General features: G+C 35.9%; 21 protein-coding genes. 6 read left to right on the forward strand and 15 right to left on the reverse strand.

Annotated features, from left to right (window positions below; genetic code table 11):
- Positions 1 to 46 precede the first annotated feature (46 nt).
- Entirely contained in the window at positions 47 to 730 is a 684-nt protein-coding gene (locus PYV58_RS18995) for a Crp/Fnr family transcriptional regulator (protein ID WP_034609852.1), read from the reverse strand.
- A 477-nt stretch (positions 731 to 1,207) separates the two neighbouring features.
- Between PYV58_RS18995 and PYV58_RS19000 the strand changes: the two genes are divergently transcribed.
- A complete protein-coding gene (locus tag PYV58_RS19000) occupies positions 1,208 to 1,780 on the forward strand; it encodes an HD domain-containing protein (protein WP_034609848.1) in 573 nt (190 codons plus the stop codon).
- A 210-nt stretch (positions 1,781 to 1,990) separates the two neighbouring features.
- Here PYV58_RS19000 and PYV58_RS19005 read toward each other — a convergent pair whose 3' ends face one another.
- Positions 1,991 to 2,860, reverse strand: a complete 870-nt coding sequence (locus PYV58_RS19005; RefSeq protein ID WP_034609846.1) for a LysR family transcriptional regulator — start codon at positions 2,858 to 2,860, stop codon at positions 1,991 to 1,993.
- A gap of 174 nt (positions 2,861 to 3,034) precedes the next feature.
- On the opposite strand from PYV58_RS19005, the gene PYV58_RS19010 reads away from it, so the two are divergent.
- Entirely contained in the window at positions 3,035 to 3,745 is a 711-nt protein-coding gene (locus PYV58_RS19010; RefSeq protein WP_034609844.1) for an AzlC family ABC transporter permease, read from the forward strand.
- Positions 3,742 to 4,056: an AzlD domain-containing protein gene (locus PYV58_RS19015; RefSeq protein WP_034609840.1), complete on the forward strand. Its 315-nt coding sequence runs from the start codon at positions 3,742 to 3,744 to the stop codon at positions 4,054 to 4,056. The genes PYV58_RS19010 and PYV58_RS19015 overlap by 4 nt, the downstream gene beginning before the upstream one ends.
- Before the next feature lie 106 nt (positions 4,057 to 4,162).
- Here PYV58_RS19015 and PYV58_RS19020 read toward each other — a convergent pair whose 3' ends face one another.
- On the reverse strand, positions 4,163 to 5,071 hold the full coding sequence (locus tag PYV58_RS19020; RefSeq protein ID WP_034609838.1) for a LysR family transcriptional regulator: 909 nt from the start codon (positions 5,069 to 5,071) through the stop codon (positions 4,163 to 4,165).
- Between the two features lie 123 nt (positions 5,072 to 5,194).
- On the opposite strand from PYV58_RS19020, the gene PYV58_RS19025 reads away from it, so the two are divergent.
- A complete protein-coding gene (locus PYV58_RS19025; RefSeq protein ID WP_034609835.1) occupies positions 5,195 to 5,950 on the forward strand; it encodes an SDR family oxidoreductase in 756 nt (251 codons plus the stop codon).
- A 380-nt stretch (positions 5,951 to 6,330) separates the two neighbouring features.
- Here the strand turns inward: PYV58_RS19025 and PYV58_RS19030 are convergent, their stop codons facing one another.
- A complete protein-coding gene (locus PYV58_RS19030; protein ID WP_034609832.1) occupies positions 6,331 to 8,934 on the reverse strand; it encodes a DEAD/DEAH box helicase in 2,604 nt (867 codons plus the stop codon).
- Between the two features lie 386 nt (positions 8,935 to 9,320).
- Between PYV58_RS19030 and PYV58_RS19035 the strand changes: the two genes are divergently transcribed.
- Positions 9,321 to 10,394 carry a DUF4238 domain-containing protein gene (locus PYV58_RS19035; RefSeq protein WP_034609829.1) on the forward strand — a complete coding sequence of 358 codons (1,074 nt, stop codon included), beginning with the start codon at positions 9,321 to 9,323 and terminating at the stop codon, positions 10,392 to 10,394.
- Positions 10,395 to 10,454: 60 nt separating this feature from the next.
- On the opposite strand, the gene PYV58_RS19040 is transcribed toward PYV58_RS19035, so the two are convergent.
- The 6 genes from PYV58_RS19040 to PYV58_RS19065 form a co-directional block, all read right to left on the reverse strand.
- The gene (locus PYV58_RS19040; protein ID WP_034609825.1) at positions 10,455 to 11,351 is read right to left on the reverse strand and encodes a hypothetical protein; all 897 of its coding nucleotides are present in this window, start codon (positions 11,349 to 11,351) and stop codon (positions 10,455 to 10,457) included.
- 141 nt (positions 11,352 to 11,492) lie between these two features.
- Positions 11,493 to 12,536: a lambda-exonuclease family protein gene (locus tag PYV58_RS19045; protein ID WP_034609822.1), complete on the reverse strand. Its 1,044-nt coding sequence runs from the start codon at positions 12,534 to 12,536 to the stop codon at positions 11,493 to 11,495.
- A gap of 144 nt (positions 12,537 to 12,680) precedes the next feature.
- On the reverse strand, positions 12,681 to 13,727 hold the full coding sequence (locus PYV58_RS19050) for a DUF932 domain-containing protein (protein ID WP_034609819.1): 1,047 nt from the start codon (positions 13,725 to 13,727) through the stop codon (positions 12,681 to 12,683).
- Between the two features lie 258 nt (positions 13,728 to 13,985).
- Positions 13,986 to 14,609, reverse strand: a complete 624-nt coding sequence (locus tag PYV58_RS19055) for a hypothetical protein (RefSeq protein WP_034609816.1) — start codon at positions 14,607 to 14,609, stop codon at positions 13,986 to 13,988.
- Positions 14,610 to 14,650: 41 nt separating this feature from the next.
- Positions 14,651 to 14,962 (reverse strand): hypothetical protein, encoded by a 312-nt coding sequence (locus PYV58_RS19060; RefSeq protein WP_034609814.1) that lies wholly within the window; start codon positions 14,960 to 14,962, stop codon positions 14,651 to 14,653.
- 4 nt (positions 14,963 to 14,966) lie between these two features.
- On the reverse strand, positions 14,967 to 15,251 hold the full coding sequence (locus PYV58_RS19065) for a hypothetical protein (RefSeq protein WP_034609812.1): 285 nt from the start codon (positions 15,249 to 15,251) through the stop codon (positions 14,967 to 14,969).
- A 727-nt stretch (positions 15,252 to 15,978) separates the two neighbouring features.
- Here PYV58_RS19065 and PYV58_RS19070 point away from each other — a divergent pair.
- Positions 15,979 to 16,551, forward strand: a complete 573-nt coding sequence (locus PYV58_RS19070; RefSeq protein WP_034609809.1) for a sce7726 family protein — start codon at positions 15,979 to 15,981, stop codon at positions 16,549 to 16,551.
- On the opposite strand, the gene PYV58_RS19075 is transcribed toward PYV58_RS19070, so the two are convergent.
- The 5 genes from PYV58_RS19075 to PYV58_RS19095 all read right to left on the reverse strand — a co-directional run bounded on the left by PYV58_RS19075 (position 16,532) and on the right by PYV58_RS19095 (position 21,790).
- Positions 16,532 to 17,605: a beta family protein gene (locus tag PYV58_RS19075; protein WP_034609805.1), complete on the reverse strand. Its 1,074-nt coding sequence runs from the start codon at positions 17,603 to 17,605 to the stop codon at positions 16,532 to 16,534. The genes PYV58_RS19070 and PYV58_RS19075 overlap by 20 nt on opposite strands.
- Positions 17,606 to 18,469: an ImmA/IrrE family metallo-endopeptidase gene (locus PYV58_RS19080; RefSeq protein WP_051670952.1), complete on the reverse strand. Its 864-nt coding sequence runs from the start codon at positions 18,467 to 18,469 to the stop codon at positions 17,606 to 17,608.
- A gap of 3 nt (positions 18,470 to 18,472) precedes the next feature.
- Positions 18,473 to 19,168, reverse strand: coding sequence for a hypothetical protein (locus PYV58_RS19085; protein WP_051670950.1), 696 nt, complete (start codon positions 19,166 to 19,168; stop codon positions 18,473 to 18,475).
- Between the two features lie 337 nt (positions 19,169 to 19,505).
- The gene (locus PYV58_RS19090; RefSeq protein ID WP_034609801.1) at positions 19,506 to 20,471 is read right to left on the reverse strand and encodes an inovirus-type Gp2 protein; all 966 of its coding nucleotides are present in this window, start codon (positions 20,469 to 20,471) and stop codon (positions 19,506 to 19,508) included.
- Between the two features lie 266 nt (positions 20,472 to 20,737).
- Positions 20,738 to 21,790, reverse strand: coding sequence for a hypothetical protein (locus PYV58_RS19095; protein WP_034609798.1), 1,053 nt, complete (start codon positions 21,788 to 21,790; stop codon positions 20,738 to 20,740).
- Positions 21,791 to 21,803 lie beyond the last annotated feature (13 nt).

Consider the following 21,803-nt stretch of genomic DNA (forward strand, 5'->3'; position numbering starts at 1 on the left):
ACAAATATCTTGAACATAATTCTATATTTATTTCACCGCTGTCTAATTATAAAAAGTCTATCGGTTCTATTTCAGCTAGATAGTCACTATCCAAAATTTTTAACGTTTTATTTTTAAACTGAATGATGTTTAAGTCTGATAAATCTTTAAAAATCCGATTTAGTTGTCTGGTCGAAATTCCTAACATAGCAGCAATAGAATCACGTTTTTCCAAGTGAATCATACTCCCCTCCATTTCCGCTCTAATTGCTAAATATTTACGTACTTTTATAAATGCTGGAAGCGTTGCATTTGTTAGCAGTTGAGTAGAAGCATATAATTTTTGACTAAGATGAGAGCAGATAAAACGTAGAAAAGCTGGATCGTTAAACGCATATTGCTCAATTTTGCTCAGGGATATCTCGAGAATATCCGCTTTTGAAATCGCAGTCACAGTACTTACTGTACCTATATCTCTATTTAAAAAAAGCTCTAAATCACCAATCACGGAAAAAGCCCTTTCAATAGAGAATACGGCACAACTCCCATCTTTTTGGTAATGTTCTACTTGTAATTTTCCATTCACAAGTAAATAGAGGCTACTTAGCGAGCTTCCTTGTGCAAGCAGATACTCACCTGCTTCTATTTGTTTTAATAAGAAATTTTCTAACAATATTGGAGAAAAATAACGCGATAAAGAAAACTTATCGATATAATTCTGTATTAATTCATCATTACTAATAGTCCTCATCTTTTACGGCTCTTCATTCAAAACTATCTATATTTTCAAAGTCTTTATCAATATTTGAAGCCTGTACCGGGCCTAGATAATAGGTAATAAACAGTGACATAGACCCAAGTTATCTGCTTGAGACAAGGTATTTTACGATCAATATAAAAAAAGGTCATCTGTCCTTTTTTTAATTTATCTTGAAGCATAAGCTGTAGACCACTCCAATAGCCAAGGTTGTGTCACGATGAGACACTTACTGATCCATATACAATGCTTTGGATGATGAATTCGCAATGCAGCGATCAACGCATATGCCTGAATTGAAGATGTTAGCGAAAAGTCATCTGAACATTATGTTATTGATTGCTTCTATCTAATAGATAAGCCTATAACTGCTCGCGTAGTAACTGGAATCAAAACAGATTACTTTAAAAAGCATTTATTGAGCTTATTAAAAGTAAAAATCTATAATTTTGATAGGAATAAGAAGCCGAAATGAATACTGACATTATTAAAGGTCGTTTACTCTTTTTGAAAGAGGCTGAAAACCTGAAAAATATAATGCGTTCCTCTCATACCTCTAAAGGCAGAGTTGAAAGTACAGCCGAGCATACATGGAGGCTTGCCCTGTTAGCTCTTGTATTTGAAGATGAATTAAAATATCTAGACTTTTCAAAGGTGTTAAAGATGTGTCTTGTTCATGATTTAGGCGAGACAATCAATGGTGATGTTCCAGCGACTGAAAAGAAAAATCATCCAGATAAAGACGTTCAAGAACGTAACGATCTATTATTACTTACTCAATCCTTAGATGTTCCCCTGAGAAATGCCATACTTGAATTATGGGAAGAATATGAAGCAGGTCAAACGCAAGAAGCTGTTGCAGTAAAGGCTTTGGATAAGCTAGAAACAATTTTACAGCATAATCAAGGAATTAATCCTGATGATTTTGATTATGAGTTTAATCTTAGCTATGGTGAAAAATATACAGATAAACATCCATTATTTAAAAGTATCCGTGCCCTCATGGATACAGAAACAATGCAAAAAATTAATAACAGTAAATAGAGATAAAAGCCCATGCGGTAACCATGGGCTTGCTTGCAATAAAACAGATTTTTAACTAAAACATATCTCTTTTATTGCGTTTCAAGGACCTTTTAAATTACTAGCACACTCCCAAACTCTGCCCAAATATTGGCAAGCACTTAAAAATTAATTTTTATACAAATCATATATATATTTCAAATTTCTGTGGAAGATCTGATTAAAACCTGCTTAATAGGTAATGGATTGCCTTAATGTTTTAATTAAGAGTTCATATAAATGATCGACCGCTTTTGAATTAAGCGAGGCTCTACTTCTATATACAGATGCTTCCATGGGTGCTAATGGGCCTAGTCCGTGCTCTGCTCCTAAAATTTCTAAATGCTGAGGCGCGCTACATTGTGTAAAAACTGCGACGGCTAAACCACTTTCAACTGCTGCAATTTGCCCGATTAAACTTGAACTATTATAAACTACACGATAACGACGACCTTGCAATGCGAGCGAATTGATCGCACTTTTTTTGGCTAAACTGGTACTCTCATAAACAGCAATCGGTATCGGATCTTCACGCCATAATTCAAATTGGGGAGAACCTACCCACACCATTGGCTCATGAAACAATAAAGTGCCTTGACGGGGGTTATCCCTTGAAATCAATGCTAAATCAATCTCGCCATTTTCTATACGTGGGATCAATGAAGTCGATTGTTCACAAATAAATTCTATTTCAACGCCACTATAACGTGGTGCAAAACGCTTAAGCACTGGCGTTAAATATTTAGCAGCGTAATCATCGGGTACACCAAGTCTAATCCGACCAGTTAACTCTTCTCCATTAAAAGCCATTTGTGTTTCATGGTGTAGATCGAGTATCCGTCTTGCATAACCTAAAAGAAGTTGCCCTTCAGAAGTAAGTTGAATTTGTCTATGCGTTCTAACTAAAAGTTGGCATTTTAAAGCACCTTCCAATTTTTTTAACTGCATACTGACAGCAGACTGTGAACGGTATAGCTCAGGTGCTGCATTGGAAAGAGAACCTGTATCAACAACTGCGACAAAACATTTTAGCCAATCAATCTGTAGATTTTGTAGATTCATGATCACCCCCAAATTATTCGATTTTCGAATAGTATATGCAAGAATTATGCGCTTTTCATTCTAACTTTCTAAGTCCATAATTTATTAAGAAAAGAAGGAAATTTCCCCTAATTTCCATCAGCGATCATTAGGTATATAGCTCATTAGAAAATTTAAAAAGATAAGGAAATTATTTTGTCGAATGTTAACCCAGATATTTATAGTTTAAGTTATTCCCAAGTTTGGTCAGGCTTTAAAAGCCTTCTTCCAATTTCATCTTTTGTGGTGATTTTTGGGGCTGCTTTCGGCTTAGCTGCAACGCAAACAGGACTAGACAATAGCTCTATCATGTTAATGAGTAGCTTTGTTTTTGCAGGAGCATCTCAATTTGCGACTTTAGAATTATGGGGCGCGCAAATATCACTGATTCCCTTAATAGTCACAGTTTTCTTTATCAATGCTCGGCATCTTTTAATGGGCGCATCTCTTTATCCTTGGCTACGGCACCTGCCTCCCATCAAACGATACAGTATCTTGCTGGTTATTTCTGATGCCAATTGGGCACTCTCACTACAAGCATTTAATCGTGGTGAATCCGGGATGGGCTTATTGTTTGGAGGGGGCCTTGCGCTTTGGCTCGCGTGGGTTTTAGGCACAGGACTGGGGTTCTATTTTGGTAATGTCATTCATCATCCTGCATTGCTGGGATTAGATATGGTCATGGCTTGTTTTCTACTGGCGATGGTTGTCGGTGGACAAAAAAACCTCAGAATACTCATCATCTGGACAATCGCAGCCTGTAGCTCATTATTGGCTTATTGGTACTTACCAGAAAATAGTCATGTCGTTGTGGGTGCTTTATTTGGCGGAATTGTCGGAATTTTATGGAAAGAGAAACAGCTATGAACCTAGAAATTAGCACCACCTATCCATTAATTATTATTTTTATTATGGCCGTTGTGACATTAGCCACTCGTTGGGGTGGTGTTTTAATTATGTCTTATGTACCTATTAGCGATCGTGTGCAACGATTCATTAATGCAATGTCGGGATCTGTACTGGTTGCACTTTTGGCCCCTATTGCGGTTGAAGGTGATCATGGCACTCGTTTGGCGTTACTGACAACATTGATCGTTATGCTACTGCTTAAAAAACCACTGTTGGCGATTGCAGCAGGAATATTGGCAGCAGCATTATTCCGTCAGTATTTTGTATGAAATGATAGGGAGCTCAAAGAAGCTGCCTTTGGCTATATTAAACCTAAACAAAATTGAGCAATGACTACACATTATTCATAAGCGACATAGGGGTAATTCAGTGAAACTAGAGTGTATTGTGATTCATTTTTTTGAATAAAAGAATCAACCAATTAATAAATTCACTTAGTCTTCGGGGTTGATTGTTTCGCGATTCATATAAAATCGACAAAGACATCGGTGCACTGGTAAATGCTGTTAATACTTCAATAAGGTCACCATTTGCCAATTGTTGTCTAACACCAATTCTCGGAATTTGAATGATCCCTAGTCCATTTAAACCTGCAGCTAAATAGGCATCCGTTGTGCCGACACTGATTAGACTTGGAGTTGGTACAAGGTAGGTTTGATTATTTTGATTGTATTCAAAAGCATTTTGCGACTGGGTGTCCGCATGCGAATAATCAACAATATAATGATTTTTAAGATCCTCTAATGATGTTGGTCTACCGTAATGTTCCGCATAACTGGGACTAATACAATTAACCATTTCCATAATACCCAAATGGCGTCCTATTAAATTACTGCTTTCAAGCTGACCACCACGGATTACGCAATCTACTCGTTCCTTGATAGGATCAATACGATAATCAACCCCAAGCAGCTTAATCTGTGTTTTAGGATATTGTTGAAACCATGCAGGTAGATGGGGAGCCACTACGCTAGAAAAAAACCGACTAGGCATATCGATGTTAATCACACCACTGAGTTCTTCACTTTGTTGTTGAAATTGGTTATCTAAGCCTTCTAACTCATCCAATAATCTTAAGCATTCGACATAATAGCGCTGACCTGCTTCTGAAAGAGAAAGGTGTCTTGTATTTCGATAAAGTAAACGAGTTTTTAAATGATCTTCAAGCTTAGTGATTGACATAGAGATTGCTGACTTAGGAATCTTGAGCTGTTCTGAAGCACGGGTAAAGCTACCATTTTGTACAACAGCGATAAAACGTTTCATCGTCTCAATCTTATCCATACATCACTTCCAATTGTTCATTATTTATGAACAGTCTTATCTGATTACTTACATTTATCAAGACAATTAATTCCTGTACTTTAATTTTATCAACAGTTAATCAGCATAATATGAGGTCAGTACATGAATAAAATCGCATTCATCACCGGAGGGAGTCGTGGAATAGGACGAGATGCAGCGCTTAAACTCGCTGAGCAAAATATTGACATTATTTTGACTTATCATCGCAATGAAAAAGCCGCTCTAGACGTGGTTGAGAAGATTAAAGAAAAAGGTCAAAACGCATTTGCCATTCAATCTGATATTCGAGATATCACATTATTTGATGATTTGGTAAAAAGCTTGAGTTTCGTATTAAAAGAGCAATTTGGTCGTGAAAGTTTTGACTACCTACTCAATAATGCTGGGACAGGTTTACATACGAGTATTGAAGAAACTAGTATTGATGATCTAGATGATATGCTCAATATCCATGTGAAAGGTCCATTTTTTCTCACTCAAAAATTGCTACCACTCATTGAAAATGGCGGTCATATTGTAAATATATCCTCTGGTCTAACACGCTTTTCTATGCCTGGGTCAGCTGCATACGCCATGGCAAAAGGCGCTGTAGAAGTCATGACACGTTATATGGCAAAAGAATTCGCCCCCAAAGGGATTCGTGTCAACACGATTGCGCCCGGTGCGATTGCGACTGATTTTAGAGACGGTGCAGTCCGCAATAGTGAGCAAGTTCAGGGGATGATCGCATCTATCACGGCATTAGGCCGTATTGGTGAAGCGGATGATGTTGGAAAAGCAATCGCTGCGATTTTTAGTGAAGGATTTAACTGGATCACAGGTCAGAGAATAGAAGCCTCTGGTGGTATGATGTTGTAGTTTTAACTCGTACAGCTTTAACATATTGGTGGAGTTATGCAAATTTCATATAACTCTGCCATATCGGGGTTCTAAGCAAATACAAAAAATTAATATTCATTAATTTTACAAATTCTATCTTTTGAGTATGGTTATTGATTTTAAAATAAAACACGTATAATCCGCACTTGCTTTTTTTCTATCTTTTTTCAGGTTGACTGTATGTCTGAGCTCCAATCTTTAACGCCTCGTATTTCGGTCGCTCCGATGATGGATTGGACAAAGAATAAAAAAATATTTAATCAATTTAACATCTTACTATTATTATAAAATTTTCAGGCGTAAATTTGGCGTAAACTTACTTTAAATTATTTTAAAGTAAGTTTACAAATAAAAATTACCTATTCACGTGTACCTATTAAATATTTTTGGGCCGGTCTGTTAGATAACCATTCATATAATCCAAACACATCAGCATTAATTTTAGATAGCTCTTCAGCAGCAGTAGCTCTCCACGCCAAATTACCCGGACCAGTGAATGTTTTTCTAAGTTCCCGAATGACATTTAAAACCATCTCCGACCATTCCATAAACTCAGTAGCCCCCCAATAACTTACTCCCTCTAAATGGGGAATCGCCCCATCTCTTGCATTAGTCACAGGTGTTAAAATGACAGGTAAAATTCTACAATTTTTATATGATTCATTATGATCATGTAACCATTTTGGATGAGACGCAGCTTGTCTTGCTTTTGTCGCACTTAATGAAGAAGTTTCTTCTGCATCAACATGATCTTCAAAAACTATTACTAGATCCCCCTTATACCACCAAGGATCAGGTGAGGCTTCAGATTCAACTTTCTCCGAATTAAATCCAAGATATTTACCAAGTTCAACCTGTGCCATTTCAAATGTTTCAGGATTATTAAGCCCTGCCCTTATTTTTGCTTCATTAGCAGCAAACTTTGTATTAGAAATTAAACCCAAATTAACTAAATTACTTTCAATTTGTTCAACCTGTTGCATAACCAATAAATTTTTTTGGTCTTCTTTATCTTCCTCAAATACTATATTCATATCTCTTGAAAGAGATGTCAGCCAAGGTATAGAAATTGTTGATTTTTTTGCTTGTAAATAGTGCTCACGTGCAATTGTATCAAAGCCTGCATGCCCTTCCATAAAAGCTTGATCGGCAGCTGATCCTGCATAATAATGCCATAATGCTCTATATCCTTTGAGATCTGGATGTTTTAATACACTTAAAACATCCCGTGCAGCTTCTCGTGCATCGACTGAATCACTATTCCATAATGCTTTTTGCCATTTAATTTCATATTTAACAGCTTGCGATAATTCTTCCATAGCTGGAAATTGTTCTTGCAGAGCTTCGGCACGACTTTCTAAAATTGATTGATTCGCCTCTTCCCAAGAATTGTCATGTTCAATAAAGATTTCAAAATTCTCAATTAAACTAGTTACGTCTGCTTCAGTAGATTGAAAAATACCAAACTCAAGTTCAGCTTGAAGTTCTGGATGAAAATATTTTCTTTTTTTTGAGTCTGTTAAATAACAGCTTAATTCATCACCTGTAATAATTACAGCAGAATAATCTTTAAGCCCCCTAGTACAGCGCCCAATTGCTTGCAAAGCTCTAGTTTGAATTCTGTCGTTAAATAACAAACTAGCGCCCATTTTATTTATAAAAAAACGCTCTTGTAAGTTTGTAGATTGAGACAAGCCATCCACGAATAATAATCTGCAGTCATCCTCAGGGAAATCGATACCATCATACCTGTTAGCAATTACAGCTACCGCATGATCATTTACAAGAAAATTAGACTTACTAGCTTCAAGCTCATTCGCTGTGAAAACAGGAAAACCTAAATGGACATCAACATCATTTGAAATTTCTTTCGCTGATTCATTGTTAGATGTTAAAACTATGCTTCTCCCAGCCTTAGCCATCAAAGTTCTTCTTAAGTGAATAATTTGTTCATCATCCAATGATTTTTCAGGGAAAATAAAAAATCTACGTCCAATACCTTGAGTATCCCATCCCGAAGGAATAGGCAAACGTTTAATATTAGCTCGACCGGTCAATCTCTCGAGATCTCCACCCAAACCTAAAGTGGCAGACATATATATACGCTGCTTGGCCTTTTCAAATGGGTTATGAACCCATGTTGGGGGAATTAAAGGCTTAATGAGAATTTCATTAGAAGAAACATAAAGTTGGCATGCATTTAGATGATCTTGCAACATGCTCCATGCATATCTTTGATCATTTTCACTTGATAAGTGAGCATTAATTGTTGCTCTTAAATCTTGGGCAATAGTTAATAGTTTCTTTGTTGGAATTTTATCAACCCATGTTGCATCTTCGATACCAGACCATGCACCAGATAATCTTGCAAAATTTTGTTCAGGTAAAACTGACTTTAAAACTCCACATATTGCTTTGTATAGAATTTTGTCACTTTCTTCTATACGACTAACACTAAAAGTCCAAAGTGATTGTAAATAGCTCTCTGCAGCATGAGCATCATCAATAATAATTACATCAGCATTATTAAAAAAAGGCCTAGTATTGAACAAACTATTATAAGTAGTTACAGCGACTCTATTACCATCCAAATAAGCTGACTTTGCTTCAGGAGTATAAAACTTAGCAGAACCAATAAAGCCTTGGACATGTAGTCCATATTTAGAATTTGCTTCTTCAACCACCTGATTTACTAGTTGACGAGTAGGACATAAAAAAACAACTCGCTCGTTAAATTTTCTTCTACGCCACTCCGCTAATAAAAGACCAACTAATGTTTTACCGCTACCAGTAGGGAGTTGAATTGCAACATCTTTATCATTTAATGCTTTATCAACATAACTCCGTAAAATTTGACCTTGGTGATCAAATAGGCTTGCATGTTTTCTACGAGGTAGATCATTGAACAATCTATCTGGACTATCAGGAACTGCTGATTTTGTGATTGGTTTTTTAAAAGCCATAGTACAATCTTTTTTCATCAAAATTTTTAATCTAATTAACAATACTATGATTAAAAACTGTCATATTTTCAATAGTTACTATCAATTAAAAATATCCATTTCTCTGCTCTTACCACCTATTTAAAAGTGCCTCATACTAAAAATGATGACCGTTTTTCTGAGACTAATGTGAAGGAGCTCTTCTATTCACAGATATGGATATTTCAAAAAAAACTTGAATAAATTTAAAAAATAAGTGGAGTTCACAACTAATTTTAAAATTAAAGTGTAATTATTTAGTATCTGAATATTTGTGAAAAATCCGATATGAATTACAAAAATCGTCTTAAATGATATAATTTCACAAACCATTCTTAGAGAAATTTTTTAAAGGAAATTAAACAATTATGAATGACAAGCAAAATCAACATTTCGTTCCTCAATACTATTTTAGAAATTTTTCTGATGATGAGAATAGTATAAGAATGCTATTAAAAAAAACAGGAAAAACTGTCGAAAATGCAGCAATAGATAATCAAGCTTCACAAGATAATTTTTATGGTTCTAGAGAAACTGAGAAGGAGGTGACATCTTTTGATACTGAATATTATCAACTCTTATCCCAAACAGTTTTAGACATAAAAAATAATACTTTAAAAAATGATGTTTTAGAAAAAATAAAGAAAGCCGTTATATTTCAAGAATATAGAACACTAAGAGAGAGGGAAAACAAACAACCTTTAATTAATTTTTACGGAGAATTCCTCCAACCACAAATAGAAGACCTTAATAATTACGATTCAGGAGTATCATCTGAAATTACGGATGTGATTCGAAATAGCCTTAAAAAAGCATTAGAAGGTATGAGTAACCAAAAAGCTCAACAGATATTTAGTATGTTTAATATAGAATCTGAGATTATAGAAATAGAAGATTTAAAGGCTATCTTCTTAAAAAACATATCTGGAACGCCTTTTATTTTTGGTGACACACCTGTCACAAGATTCAATCCAGCTCTTGAGGGCACGCCATATGATAAGCATGGAAATAAACACCATGGATTAGTTATACACTACCCAATAAATAGTGAAATAAGTTTTTTAATATTTGATAGTAATTCTTATAATATTCAAAAATATAAAAAGGTATTTGAATTAAAAAATAAAAATGATATAGATCAGCTGAATAAATTACAAATTCATAATTCAATAAATTCAGTATATTTCAAAGAATTCAAATATGCTCAATATGTAAAAGATTTATGGAATCAAGAGAAAAATAATTTCACTACAGATCAACCTAGAATTGAATGCTTACCAGAAATTACCGTAGATGGTTATTTAACAGGAAGAAACATTCAGACTCTAATCAAGCTAGAACCAACTTACGTTCCAAAACTATCTTTTCTTGAAATTATTAAAATTTCAGACTCAAAGTACTTACCTTTTAGATCAAAATTCATTCAAGTTTTAGCCACTTGAATACACTAAGTATTTTTCTTAATTGGAAAATAAATAAAGGCATCCGATGATGCCTTTAAATTAATTTACTATACCTACACTCTGTTGCAAACCTTTCTGAATATCCCGCACATGGCTCAAGTCATGTGTTTGTTGAGACTGCTCTGGTCTTGATTCGTCTGTATAAAACTCCTCAACAATATCCAAACCCTCTTCTCCACCCACCTCAAACCGTGCATTGCCATAACCCTGCCGTGCCACATGATCTAAAGCATGTTGATTAAATCCTGAAGCTTTGCTTTGTTGGTCAATGTCTTTGGCCAATTGAATGGCTTGTTGAAGGTTGATGCCATCTCTGAGCGTTAAATCGACGTAATACACAGGTGTACGATAGCTTTGTGTGGTGGATTTTCCTCTCAGTGTCAGTTGCAGTAGTAGGCATGAGAGCAAGCCATTCGATGCTGCATGGTAATAACTCAATCGCGCTGCCAAGGTACGAATGCTATTAAAACCCGTGGTTCTAAAGATGAATGTGCCAAGTTCATCGGACTCATCTAAATTGACATGCAGACGCCCATAAGGCTTGCAGTTGCCTCCTTGTGCCAATGGACATAGATCAGGGGATGGGCATGCATGTTGCTCAACCCCTTGATGGGTCAGTCGTTGGCAGGTTTCTCCATTTCCTACACACACGGGGCGCCCTGTCTGACGGTCAAATAAACTGTACTCCGCCCTCAAATTAAGCTCTGGATCGTTAAAGATCATACGGACTGGGATTGAACGGAGTTTTTGATTGGGTGCTTTGGCTCGCAGTTGCTCATCCAGTGGATGTTTAATCCAGCCTTCTTTGCCTTGAATTTGACTGGTAATGGTGAATTGATCATCCTTTTCAGGCAGTCGTTTACCATTCTTTTCAACCATCTTACCGATACTAATTCGCCCTAGAATAGGCGGTGTGATTGCTAGACCTTTGATCATGGTGCTTTCTCTTCTGTTTAAATGAGTTTCTGTATTTGCTTAAAATAAAATTGGTATAAAAAAATCCCATGCGCTCAGGCATGGGATTTTTGAGTGGAGCTTGAGATTCTGCTTGTGAATTGCACTTAGGCTAAAGCAGTTTCAATCATCCTTGCTGTAGATATTGAAACGTCGTGAACCTGTTTTGCTTTGTGGAAACTGATTCAGATATTCAGGATGCTGTTTGAGTAAAGCCTTACTGTCTAAACTGATCGAGTCTTTAGCCTTTTTCCATGTCACTGAACCTGTCGTAAACACGGCCCGTTCGACATTTTGCATCTTGGCTTGTAGCTGATGCTTCAGCAGATCGAACTGCTCCTGATGCTTGTCAATTTGGCTTCGAGCTTGAAGCAGTTGTTCAAACTGTTGATTGGCTTGTTCATCTTCAGATAAGTCTGTCGTAGAGAGTGGCACATGTTCTGGATAGAGGAGCTGTAAAGCTCTCGCTGCTGACTCACTGGCATCCGCTTCTGGTGGGGTATCCTTTTCCACACATTCCCAGAAGTAACGTTCAGCATTGACGATGTGTTGAATCACGGACTCTGAGCGTGTCACTTTAAAGATTCGAGTTTCATGTCCACAGATTAAGACACAGATATGTGCTGCCTTTTTGCCTGTCACGGCCAATTGATGTTGTACCTGACAGAGTACGTATAAAGGTACACCGTCTCTCCACAGCTTGGCCCCATACTCCCCTGCGGTTTTACACTCCAGTATTTGTACATCGGCATCTCCAACAACTGAGTAATCCAGATTAGCCAGCATGAAATGTTTGTCTGCATCAGGATGTTGTAACACGGCATTGACCCGACGGACTTTATAGTTGGTATGCATGCTGTAGTATTCCGCAACTAAAGGTTCAAGTCGATTGCCCCAATACAAGGGTGCATGGCCTTCACTTTCATCTTCTATATTTTGTTGAATCCGTCCTGTTTTAATCATCCATAGTTCCAACATCGACATATACGGATTGAGACCGCAGGCTGCGGCACAGTCACTGCTACCAATGCCCTTGCGTCTGACTTCCAGCCATTCGGCTTGAGTCATATTCTTAGTCTCGACAAAACGTTTTGCTGTAAATAGTTTCGGACGGTCAGCATGAAGGTTTGGTCTGGTATGAGTTGGGTGAATCAATGCTGAGTTCATAAATAATTTCCTGTAATTATTAAATTTTGGGCATAAAAAAAGCCACATCTGGAGATGTGGCAAAGAGGGGTCTGGATTGAGAGGATTTTATAGGATCATATTGATCTCATGTCCTCATGTTAAATCTGGAATCTGAATCTAAACTTAAACAACTAAGCGCAGTGCCTGTTCGAGTCCACGTTGCTTTAAGCCTGCACCAGCACCGAACCATGCAGAATCAAGCCTGTGATCCTGACTCATGGCACGACGTTCGTGATCAGCAAACTCTGTGATTGAGCACAGCAAACCGTAAGCGGTGTCTTTGGCTGAACTGAGTTCTGCTCCACGCCCCTGCCCATTAAACATGCTCATGACTTTGGACATGGCACGGCCATTTGGTTCAGTCTTGTTGTCAGCTTTTATAGTTGAGTTAGCTTGGGTGGCGACATTGCGGTAGAACTGAATAATGCTGTCATCCTGTTCGGCAATACTCAGACTTGTATTGTTAAACACGGCATCGAAATAAGCAGCTGCTTCCTGCTGCGTGACTTTACGCTGACTCAGTTGTTTCATTTCATACATGTGTTCTTCCCATGCACGCACGGATATACCGAGTTGCTGTTTAATCTTCTCAGCATCGAATTTGGTGCTGTGCGGCACTTTGACTACTCCTGTACTTGAGTTTTGTCCCTTCAGGGCAATGGCTAGGGTGTTATTACACACCACTCGAATACTGGTGAATTGCGCTGTAGTCGCTAAAGTGCCATCACAAGCGGTGGCTAAGAGAATATAGCCATTACTGACGTCTTTGCCCTTGAGTGATGTTGTTTGTCCTGTTCGTGCCAATGCCCAGAATTTCTTGCCACCTTTCAGTACCCCTGCGGTTTCTAATTCAAAGCCTGATTGTTCAGTCAGGTCTTTATAGAAATTTAGGATTTCCATTGGTTGCACTTCCTGATAACGCTGACTGACCACGGAGAGCGGTGCATGGGTATCGGAACGGTATAACACCCGTTGTTCTTCATATGGCATGATGATACTTTGCCCTCGTTCATTTTGTGCCATATAGCTGACATTGGAGGATTCAATCCGCCAGTCCATGCCTGCTTGTTGTGCCCAGACTTCAATCGGTTGGTTTTGCGTGAGTTGGTTGCCTAAGCCATGCCAAGGGGTTTCACCGACATACGCCATTTGTTCAATTTGATGTGCCATGAGTTTTGTCCTTATAAACAAAAAGGCTACTGAACCCCATCCCTTGATTGGAATGAAGTCCAGTAGCCTGATTCAGATTAGTCTTTTGAATGTGCTTATTAAGCCTTATGTAATTGGCTCAACAAACTCATTCAGTGTGTTGATTCATCTTTATGTTATATAAGTGAAATTTCTTTCAATCTGTTCAAAATTCCCAACGACTCAATTGTTCAACTGTATAGTGCGTGGAGCGCATGCAAAATAAACATCGCATTCAGCTTATTGTGGTGACATCACAATTTCACGTCCATCCTTGAGTACCGCAACCACCTCTCTGACATTACGTGGATCACAATTTAAAAAGAAGCGCATGGATTTACCGTACAGAATGGGATTGGCACCATCACGGTAATCCGCTCTACAGTTACCCCGATTCACCACCACTCGATCAAGAGTGATACTGTCTGACAGTGAAATTAAATGCAGATAGGCTGTTTCAACTTCGTGCTTTCCACCAAAGACCTGATTCTTGATTTCAATACGATACTGCATTGAAGCATCGCCTTGGTCGGATGGTGCTTGCTGTGTTTCCTTCTCCGCTTCCTGTCTGTTCAGTGTTTCCCACTCATCCCAGCCTTTGGCAATGAACTCCCGTATTTCCTCGACAGGGGTTACTTCCAAATTACTTAAGTAAAATCCTGCTGTACTGGCGGTTTCTTCACTGGGCGATTTCTCTAAAGACTCTAAGTCCTGTATTTCTTTCTCGGTCAGTTTTTCAGCTTTGAGCGCTGGTTTGGCTTTTTCAGTTTTAACTGCGGTATTCTGTGCATGTGCTGCTTCTGGTTGCTTTTCACAACCGACTGTGAACATGGCAATGGTTGCCAGCATTATGATCTTTTTCATTTTATCTCTCCCCCTATCCCCTCTATGCTTAGGCATTCACATCAAGGTGCTGGTCTGTCCATGCATTGTTGATAATATTTGTCTTTGAAGACTTGTTTGGTTTTTTCGAAAGTTGCTGTCCCACCTCGACCATATTCAAAGGCGTCATGAATCATCGGTCTGAGTTGTTCTCTGAGTTCATCGTTATCGCCTGCGAGCATATAAGTCGCTTCGGCAAAGCTGCCATAGGTCAATCGAGCCTGCATTACAGTTTCAGCGACATTGGCTTCTTCTTGACAAGCTTTCTCTTGTTTAGAGGTACAGCCTGTAAGCAAAGCAACGGCAATAATGAGAAGTAATTTTTTATTTAGCATGTTCCTACCCTCTGCATTTGCCTACGGTATAACCTCTGGCAAAGTCCAGACGACGTCTGTCTTCATCATTGGTGATCGGTACAGTAAAGAATGGCTTGCCATATTGTTCACGAATGCTGTCATAGCGACAGCTACAGGTTGCTTCACTTTCCACTGCGGTTTTAATGGCAGCGTTTGGATACATGCATTGTTCGATATAGGCTTTACGGTCTTTGCTATCCGTAGATGAACAGGCAGATAAAATAGGTAAAAGGAATACAGCAAGCATGCTGAATGTTTGAATTCTCATAAAGCTCCCCTCTGGAATTGTTCTGTATTGAAATCAAAATTTAAGACACAACGACGCATGCTCCCGAGTCAGGAAGATGTGCGAATATGAATAAAATGAGACGAATAAATCCCATCAACTGCTTAGTGAAAAGTCAGTTGTTTGAAATAGAGTTCAGTACAGTAAGGGGATGTTTTGAATGACCATGATGGACTCCTTGTGTAAAAAGAAGAACTACCACATCACTGCTAAATAATGGTGGCAGAACGAAGAGGGTTAGCAGACTGGTACACAAGGATCCAGCACGCACAAGTGCGTCCCCCTCCGTCCTACCATAGAAAAGGGGGGACGTAAGGATCCAGTACTAAAAATATGACTTTTTAGTACTCTTGTGTATTGGGTCTGCTAAAACCCACTGACAATGTAGGTCAGCATGCTAAGAATAATGGTGAGGTGGATTTAAGTCAATTCAGATGGTTAGGAATACAGCTTGCTTTTTAATTTCTATATTTATTGATTACTTACAAGTCAGCTTGACACTATTTCTAAATTTTAGTTCTGCTTGGCTTTGTTACATAAACATCTAACAGTATGATTTTATTAGTTTTATTCTTAAGTTGAAATTCATACAAACCTTTTAAAATCAGTACCCTACAAAATTTTTATGCAACAGAGCCATTCGTAATAAATAAAATTTACACTTCATCTTGAATTATAATATATACAAACTTATCATCTGTTCTGAATCATGCTTCCGCTAAATGACCTTGAAATTCGTCAAAATTTAATTCTGAGATTAAGTAATCAAAGGTTTAAACCTAGAGCTATCTTGGAAGAACTTAGAGTACATAATGGTAATGCCATAGCCGATATTGTTGCTTTATATGAAGAAGCTCATTGCTATGAAATAAAGGGAAGCAATGACAAAATTGAGAGAATTGTAAAACAAGGTTCTTTTTATGATACTAGCTTTAGAAAAATTACTTTAGTTACAACGGAAAATCATTTAGAAAAAGCACAAACTCTAGCCCCTCAATATTGGGGAATTATGCTTGTAAAAAAAACTAAAGATCAATGTACCTTTAAATCTATTCGTTCAGCAAAAAATAATCCAAATTTCACTAAAAACTTAGCTTCTCTAATGCTTTGGAAAAGTGAAATGCTTCAATTACTCGAACATCAAAAGCTTCATTCAAAACCTAGAGAGTTTCTTGCAAAAAAACTCTCTGAATCTAGAAAAAAAGCAGAATTAAATTACGAAATTTGTAATTTATTATTTGATAGGTACAAAGACCAATGCTCTAAAGAGGAGCATCTCTAAGCATATAAGTCATATGAGCATTTATTAGAGGTGCTACAACCATATTAGGTAAGCTAGCTGGTGGAACTCTCTTAGATCTGTCCTCTAAGAAGCGATCACCAACTGAATAGCTTGCTGTTCTAAAAAAGCTTTGAGTACATATCTGAGCCGCTAGATCAAAATATTGTTCTCTTCCATAAGTTTTAATAGCTTTTCCTCTTGTTATAAAGTGCTTATTTTCATAAGAATATATTAATTTAGCAGCCATAATATTTTGTAATGTCCCACCTGATAAATCCACATCAGAATAGTTCGGTGTAATAATCGTATAATCTCCAAATACTAGTTCATTACTAATTTGATGTCTTTTTAATTTTTCAAATATATTCATTTCATTACGTGTGATAGTTTTACTCTCACCAGTAGATAATAAATCTCTAATTGAAGCAGGAATACATGATCCAGTGGTAATTACCCTTCTAATCTCTGTAGATGGATATTTTTTTATAAAACAATCATGAAAGTCAGCAATGTATTTAGCAACTTTATTAGAGTCTAATTGATAGCAGATTCTAGTATCAAAGACTAAATCAATTTTATCGAATAATTTTATTACAGGCTCTAATAGATCTTCAAGATCAGTTTCGACACTTTCAAAATCTTCAAAATCTGAAAGTGAAAATCTCAAAGCCAATATGGATGAACTTATTAAACTAGATGTTTTCAATTTAATAATCGCATCTATATGCTCTTGTGATCGATCTATACCTGCAACAGGAATCACTAATAACTTCTTAAGTTCATTAAGAAAAAATTCATAATTATGTTTGCTGTCAATTTGTAAATCACTATCCAAGTCATAATTATCAAAATAAAATTCTTCAATTTCACTTAAATGAGTTACGTATTGTTTAACTTTAGTTTTAAAAGATTTCTTAATTTGATCTGCTGTCTTCTTCAAATCTAAAGGATAATCAAAAAAAGGAGTAACAAACTGAAACAACGAAGCATCTAAATGCTTTAATGCAAAAATTTCATTTTGTTTAGCTTTTAAAAATGGTACATATTTATTCATTTATAGTATCTCTTTTACATTAATAGAATGAACAAGCTCGCTGTAAATCTTATAGTTACCTTCTTCATGTCTTAATAGACCAGCAATAATAATAGGATTGATACCTATTGATTCAGAGAACTCAATTAAAATCTGTATATCTTTTGAATATTTAGCAGGACAACTTCGCCATTTATCTTTGGAAACAAATGAATCTTTAGCTAATTTATTTGCTTGTAATTCAAATTTATCTTCATTATTTTCTTCAAAATAATCAATAATCCCCTGTTCTAAATGCTCTTTATGTAAAATAATATGGGCAAGTTCATGTATTAGCGTAAACCAATAGCTATCTAATCTTGAGTATCTTAGACTCATTGCAATAACAGGATTACCTGACTTTAACAAGAAGACACAACCATCTAATTTCATAGATGGAAGATAATCCTGATAAATTAAGATAATCCCCTTTTGAGCTAACAGTTTAGGAAGAATTTTAATATTCTCAGGATCTGGGCTTAAAAGAGCTAACTCCTTTAAAAAATTTTTATCTATAGATTCATATTTAGGAATTTTATTTAAAAGAACTTTTAATTGAGCTGTACTTTTTACTTTAGATAACCATAAATTTATTAATAAATCATCAGATGTAAGGCTTTTTCTAAAAAGCGATATACTCGTATCACTTTGTAAAAAATCCTTAAAAAAATAACTTAAAGAAGAGATATCCTCTTTTGAAGATATCCATTCAAGTTGAACTAAATCACTTTTAGGTAACTTTTCAAAATTTTTTTTAAATATTTTATATTTTTCAAAAACAGCATAACCAGATGATTTATTTAGAGAATCAAATTCAGCCCAAGATTCTATTATTTTTTTGTCCATAATTTATGCGCCCAAAAAAACTTCTGCTTCAGAACGAGGCAGTTCAAAATATATTAATCCATCCTTAGTTAACGATGGAACTTTTAACATCTTAAGCCGTGTATAAAAAGTCTCAGCCTTAGGTAGTGAATGCAAACAAAAACCTGGATTAAGCCCCTCATTATTAACGTAGAACTCTAAAATTTTGTTTAATAAAATTGCTCCAACTCCTTTAAATTGGCGATCTCTAACAAACGGTATTTGCCTATTCCATGGAGCTACAGCAATAAATTCCACATAAAAGATAGGACTATTATTTAAAGCACCATCTTGTGGCTTATATATCAAAGATGCGCCCTGAGGTTTGTTATTTACATATAAAAAAAACCACTCATATCCAACTTTTTCTGAAAAATATAATGTTTTATTAAACCAATCCCAATGCTCATCTTCAAAACTAACTTGAGCAAAAATTTCTTGTAGCTTCTCTTCAGTAAAGTTTTTAGACTCAATTTCCTCTAAAATTTTTAAGTTTTCTTCACCCCATAAGCTATCGCATAAAATAGCTGAAGTCAGGGAGAATCCTTTCCGAATTTCATAACTATGATTTTCCCCTGTAACAGTATTTAATATATCCCCTGATTTAATAACTGCAATATTGCTATTTAAATCAGGAAAAGCTCCAGAAATAATTTGCCTTTTTAATTCCTTTATATCCACTAGAGTTCCTATAGAATTTCTTTAACCAAGAGTTAATTAATAAAAATATTAATTACTTAATTATACCATAGTTTAAAAATCAAACAACTCAATATCCGTAAGTATCTATTGAAGGGACGAGGGTATATTTTTTATAACTACATATAAATTCTATAATTTATTTAACATAAAATCTCTTATGTGAAATGTAGATGTGTGCTCAAGTATGATCTCCAAATTTCACCTAGAGGAGTTAAGCCGAGTATGACTCAATTCCTTTAAAAGCCCCAAATGACATTTTTAGCTAATAATGTATAACTCTATCCTACTGTATTGAGCTGTATAGCCTTGTGCTCAATCAAAATGAAGAACAACCAAAAGCCCTCGTACCTTTCACACGTACCCTGAGACGTTGTTCAATTTTCTCAGCACTCATACAAGCCAAATAACTATAGACAGCTTTAAGCCTATCTAACCCTCTAGGATCTTCACGCTTAACCATACCCAAGCCATTAAGATATCTATAACCTTCCTTTTGCTGAATGATGTCAGTATTCGCTACCATATTGCCACTGTCTTCCAAGTCATCATCCGCATGCTTATTCGTATGGCAATTCCAATAATAGCCAAGCCCTTTGGTGATTTCATCCATCCATACCATGCCTACCCATCGAGCTAATTTACAGTCATACGTAGATGTAGAACCATCATAGATTAAGAATAAATGAACGTGATAACTACCTAACCGGGCCTGCTCTAAACACCAAGCATTAAGCTTGAGGTTTTTAAAACACGTATGCTTATTTGCCATACGGTTACGAAGCGTTTGAACATGTAGATTAAACATTTCAATATCAACCAAATGCTGTTTATCCACGTGATATTTCAAATCCACTCTGACAATGAGATTACGGCTATAACGATGGAACAATCTTTCTGAGAGCTGCTTAAGCCTTTTAAACCGAGTACTTACTCCAAACCTATACTGACGAAGATCGTTCAGGACTTTTCTATTATTAACTTGGAATGACCAGCTATAAACATCTAGCAACCAATCACTTATTTCTAAAAGAGATGCATAGGTGTATTGACCATTTTGCATCTGCTTAAAGCCATAAAACTCATAGCTGGCTAAGAATTCAAATAAACCAACGTAGTCTGCATATACATGATTACATGAATAGATCTGTTCAAAGGCATCTAGCAATCTAACCAGTTCAGGTAAGTCTTTTCTGTTCAAACCATCCTTGATAATCCTCTTGGTAAAAGATTCAATTTCAATCAGCAGTCTTGGTTCATGGAGATTGTGTTGGTGAATGTTCATGATGAGTAATTCCGTAATATGCTCATCAGATCAGGTGTTTGAGTATTTTTTAATTCTTAATCTTTAGTTATATAATTCATATATATAATATCTACTACAGCTTTTCAGACAAAAAATTCCCTAGGATTCATTGAAATATAGAAACATTTCAATCTATTTATCCTAGGGAATGTTAGAAAATTGATCATTTTCAGCAAAGCTAAAGTTATTCAACGCTCAATACAGCTAATCTAATGAGTAAAAAGCCTTATTTAATGCCTAGCCAATCAAATCATGTGTGTAGTGATACTCTTAAACCCAACACGCCCAAGTGTTTTATGCCCCTCTATTTTTAAATTAAAAATACTATCCATCATCACAAATTTGGTAACGGAGCTTAAAGTGTTATAACAAAATGATGAATTACAAATCAAACGACTACCCGACCTGATTAACTTAAAATTTTTATTTGTATATACAGAATTTTTTAAAAAATTCTGTAGTCGATCCACACTATTTTGCTTTCTTTTCTTTTTTACACAAAATATAAAATCCAAATAAAATCCACGAGTTAAATTATGGTTTATTTTCCATAAACAACCCAAAAAATCATCAGCAAACTCCTTCCAACACATATCAATAAATAAATTTCTATCTGAACTTAAATCATTTAAAACTGTATCAAAATTGACTGTACAAATACTACCAGAGATATAATTATCAAAACTGAAATCACGAGTATGAAGAGTGAACTCTATCATGTTAAATTCCTTAGAACTATCAATCATTTTTTGACCAAATTCTAAGTATTTAAGTTTCATCTTAGAAGAATATTTCTGTTCGGCTTTAATCCCATCTTTAAAACCTTGGTCTTGAAAACCTGTCTTTAATTTTTCTAAAATAATCAACAATGGTTCTCTTACTTCAGCAGCAAATTCCTGAAGTTGCTTTTGAGCAAGAGGATGGTCTGAAACACCAAATAAACCAGTTTTATGAAACCGATTGTTGTAAATTATTTCTCTTAAATTTGTAAAAAGAGTAAGATTTTCTTCCACTACATCAAAATATTTAGAAATATATAAACTCGGTCTGTGTAATGGGAATTCCATTCCATACAAGTGACCTCTGTGGGATAAGTCCACAATCAATAAATATTTAAATATAAAAGCTGTCTCATTCTCTAATATTGCTTTTTCAATATTCAAGAGATTGAGCTCTTTGAGCAACTTTACCAATTTTAAAGTTTCATCAGCGATATTAAATCCAATCGAAATAACATCAAGATCATCACGAAATGAAGTTTGACCAAAATATGTTCTTGCCTCTGAATATACACTCATATTTATTCCTTAT

It is taken from the genome of Acinetobacter sp. TAC-1, from assembly GCF_029025845.1.
Lineage (GTDB): Bacteria > Pseudomonadota > Gammaproteobacteria > Pseudomonadales > Moraxellaceae > Acinetobacter > Acinetobacter guillouiae.

Excerpts from the sequence above, each read along its gene's own strand:
- PYV58_RS18995 (WP_034609852.1), bottom strand. The coding sequence starts at position 730 with ATGAGGACTATTAGTAATGATGAATTAATACAGAATTATATCGATAAG.
- PYV58_RS19000 (WP_034609848.1), top strand. The coding sequence starts at position 1,208 with ATGAATACTGACATTATTAAAGGTCGTTTACTCTTTTTGAAAGAGGCT.
- PYV58_RS19005 (WP_034609846.1), bottom strand. The coding sequence starts at position 2,860 with ATGAATCTACAAAATCTACAGATTGATTGGCTAAAATGTTTTGTCGCA.
- PYV58_RS19015 (WP_034609840.1), top strand. The coding sequence starts at position 3,742 with ATGAACCTAGAAATTAGCACCACCTATCCATTAATTATTATTTTTATT.
- PYV58_RS19020 (WP_034609838.1), bottom strand. The coding sequence starts at position 5,071 with ATGGATAAGATTGAGACGATGAAACGTTTTATCGCTGTTGTACAAAAT.
- PYV58_RS19025 (WP_034609835.1), top strand. The coding sequence starts at position 5,195 with ATGAATAAAATCGCATTCATCACCGGAGGGAGTCGTGGAATAGGACGA.
- PYV58_RS19030 (WP_034609832.1), bottom strand. The coding sequence starts at position 8,934 with ATGGCTTTTAAAAAACCAATCACAAAATCAGCAGTTCCTGATAGTCCA.
- PYV58_RS19035 (WP_034609829.1), top strand. The coding sequence starts at position 9,321 with ATGAATGACAAGCAAAATCAACATTTCGTTCCTCAATACTATTTTAGA.
- PYV58_RS19040 (WP_034609825.1), bottom strand. The coding sequence starts at position 11,351 with ATGATCAAAGGTCTAGCAATCACACCGCCTATTCTAGGGCGAATTAGT.
- PYV58_RS19045 (WP_034609822.1), bottom strand. The coding sequence starts at position 12,536 with ATGAACTCAGCATTGATTCACCCAACTCATACCAGACCAAACCTTCAT.
- PYV58_RS19050 (WP_034609819.1), bottom strand. The coding sequence starts at position 13,727 with ATGGCACATCAAATTGAACAAATGGCGTATGTCGGTGAAACCCCTTGG.
- PYV58_RS19055 (WP_034609816.1), bottom strand. The coding sequence starts at position 14,609 with ATGAAAAAGATCATAATGCTGGCAACCATTGCCATGTTCACAGTCGGT.
- PYV58_RS19060 (WP_034609814.1), bottom strand. The coding sequence starts at position 14,962 with ATGCTAAATAAAAAATTACTTCTCATTATTGCCGTTGCTTTGCTTACA.
- PYV58_RS19065 (WP_034609812.1), bottom strand. The coding sequence starts at position 15,251 with ATGAGAATTCAAACATTCAGCATGCTTGCTGTATTCCTTTTACCTATT.
- PYV58_RS19070 (WP_034609809.1), top strand. The coding sequence starts at position 15,979 with ATGCTTCCGCTAAATGACCTTGAAATTCGTCAAAATTTAATTCTGAGA.
- PYV58_RS19075 (WP_034609805.1), bottom strand. The coding sequence starts at position 17,605 with ATGAATAAATATGTACCATTTTTAAAAGCTAAACAAAATGAAATTTTT.
- PYV58_RS19080 (WP_051670952.1), bottom strand. The coding sequence starts at position 18,469 with ATGGACAAAAAAATAATAGAATCTTGGGCTGAATTTGATTCTCTAAAT.
- PYV58_RS19090 (WP_034609801.1), bottom strand. The coding sequence starts at position 20,471 with ATGAACATTCACCAACACAATCTCCATGAACCAAGACTGCTGATTGAA.
- PYV58_RS19095 (WP_034609798.1), bottom strand. The coding sequence starts at position 21,790 with ATGAGTGTATATTCAGAGGCAAGAACATATTTTGGTCAAACTTCATTT.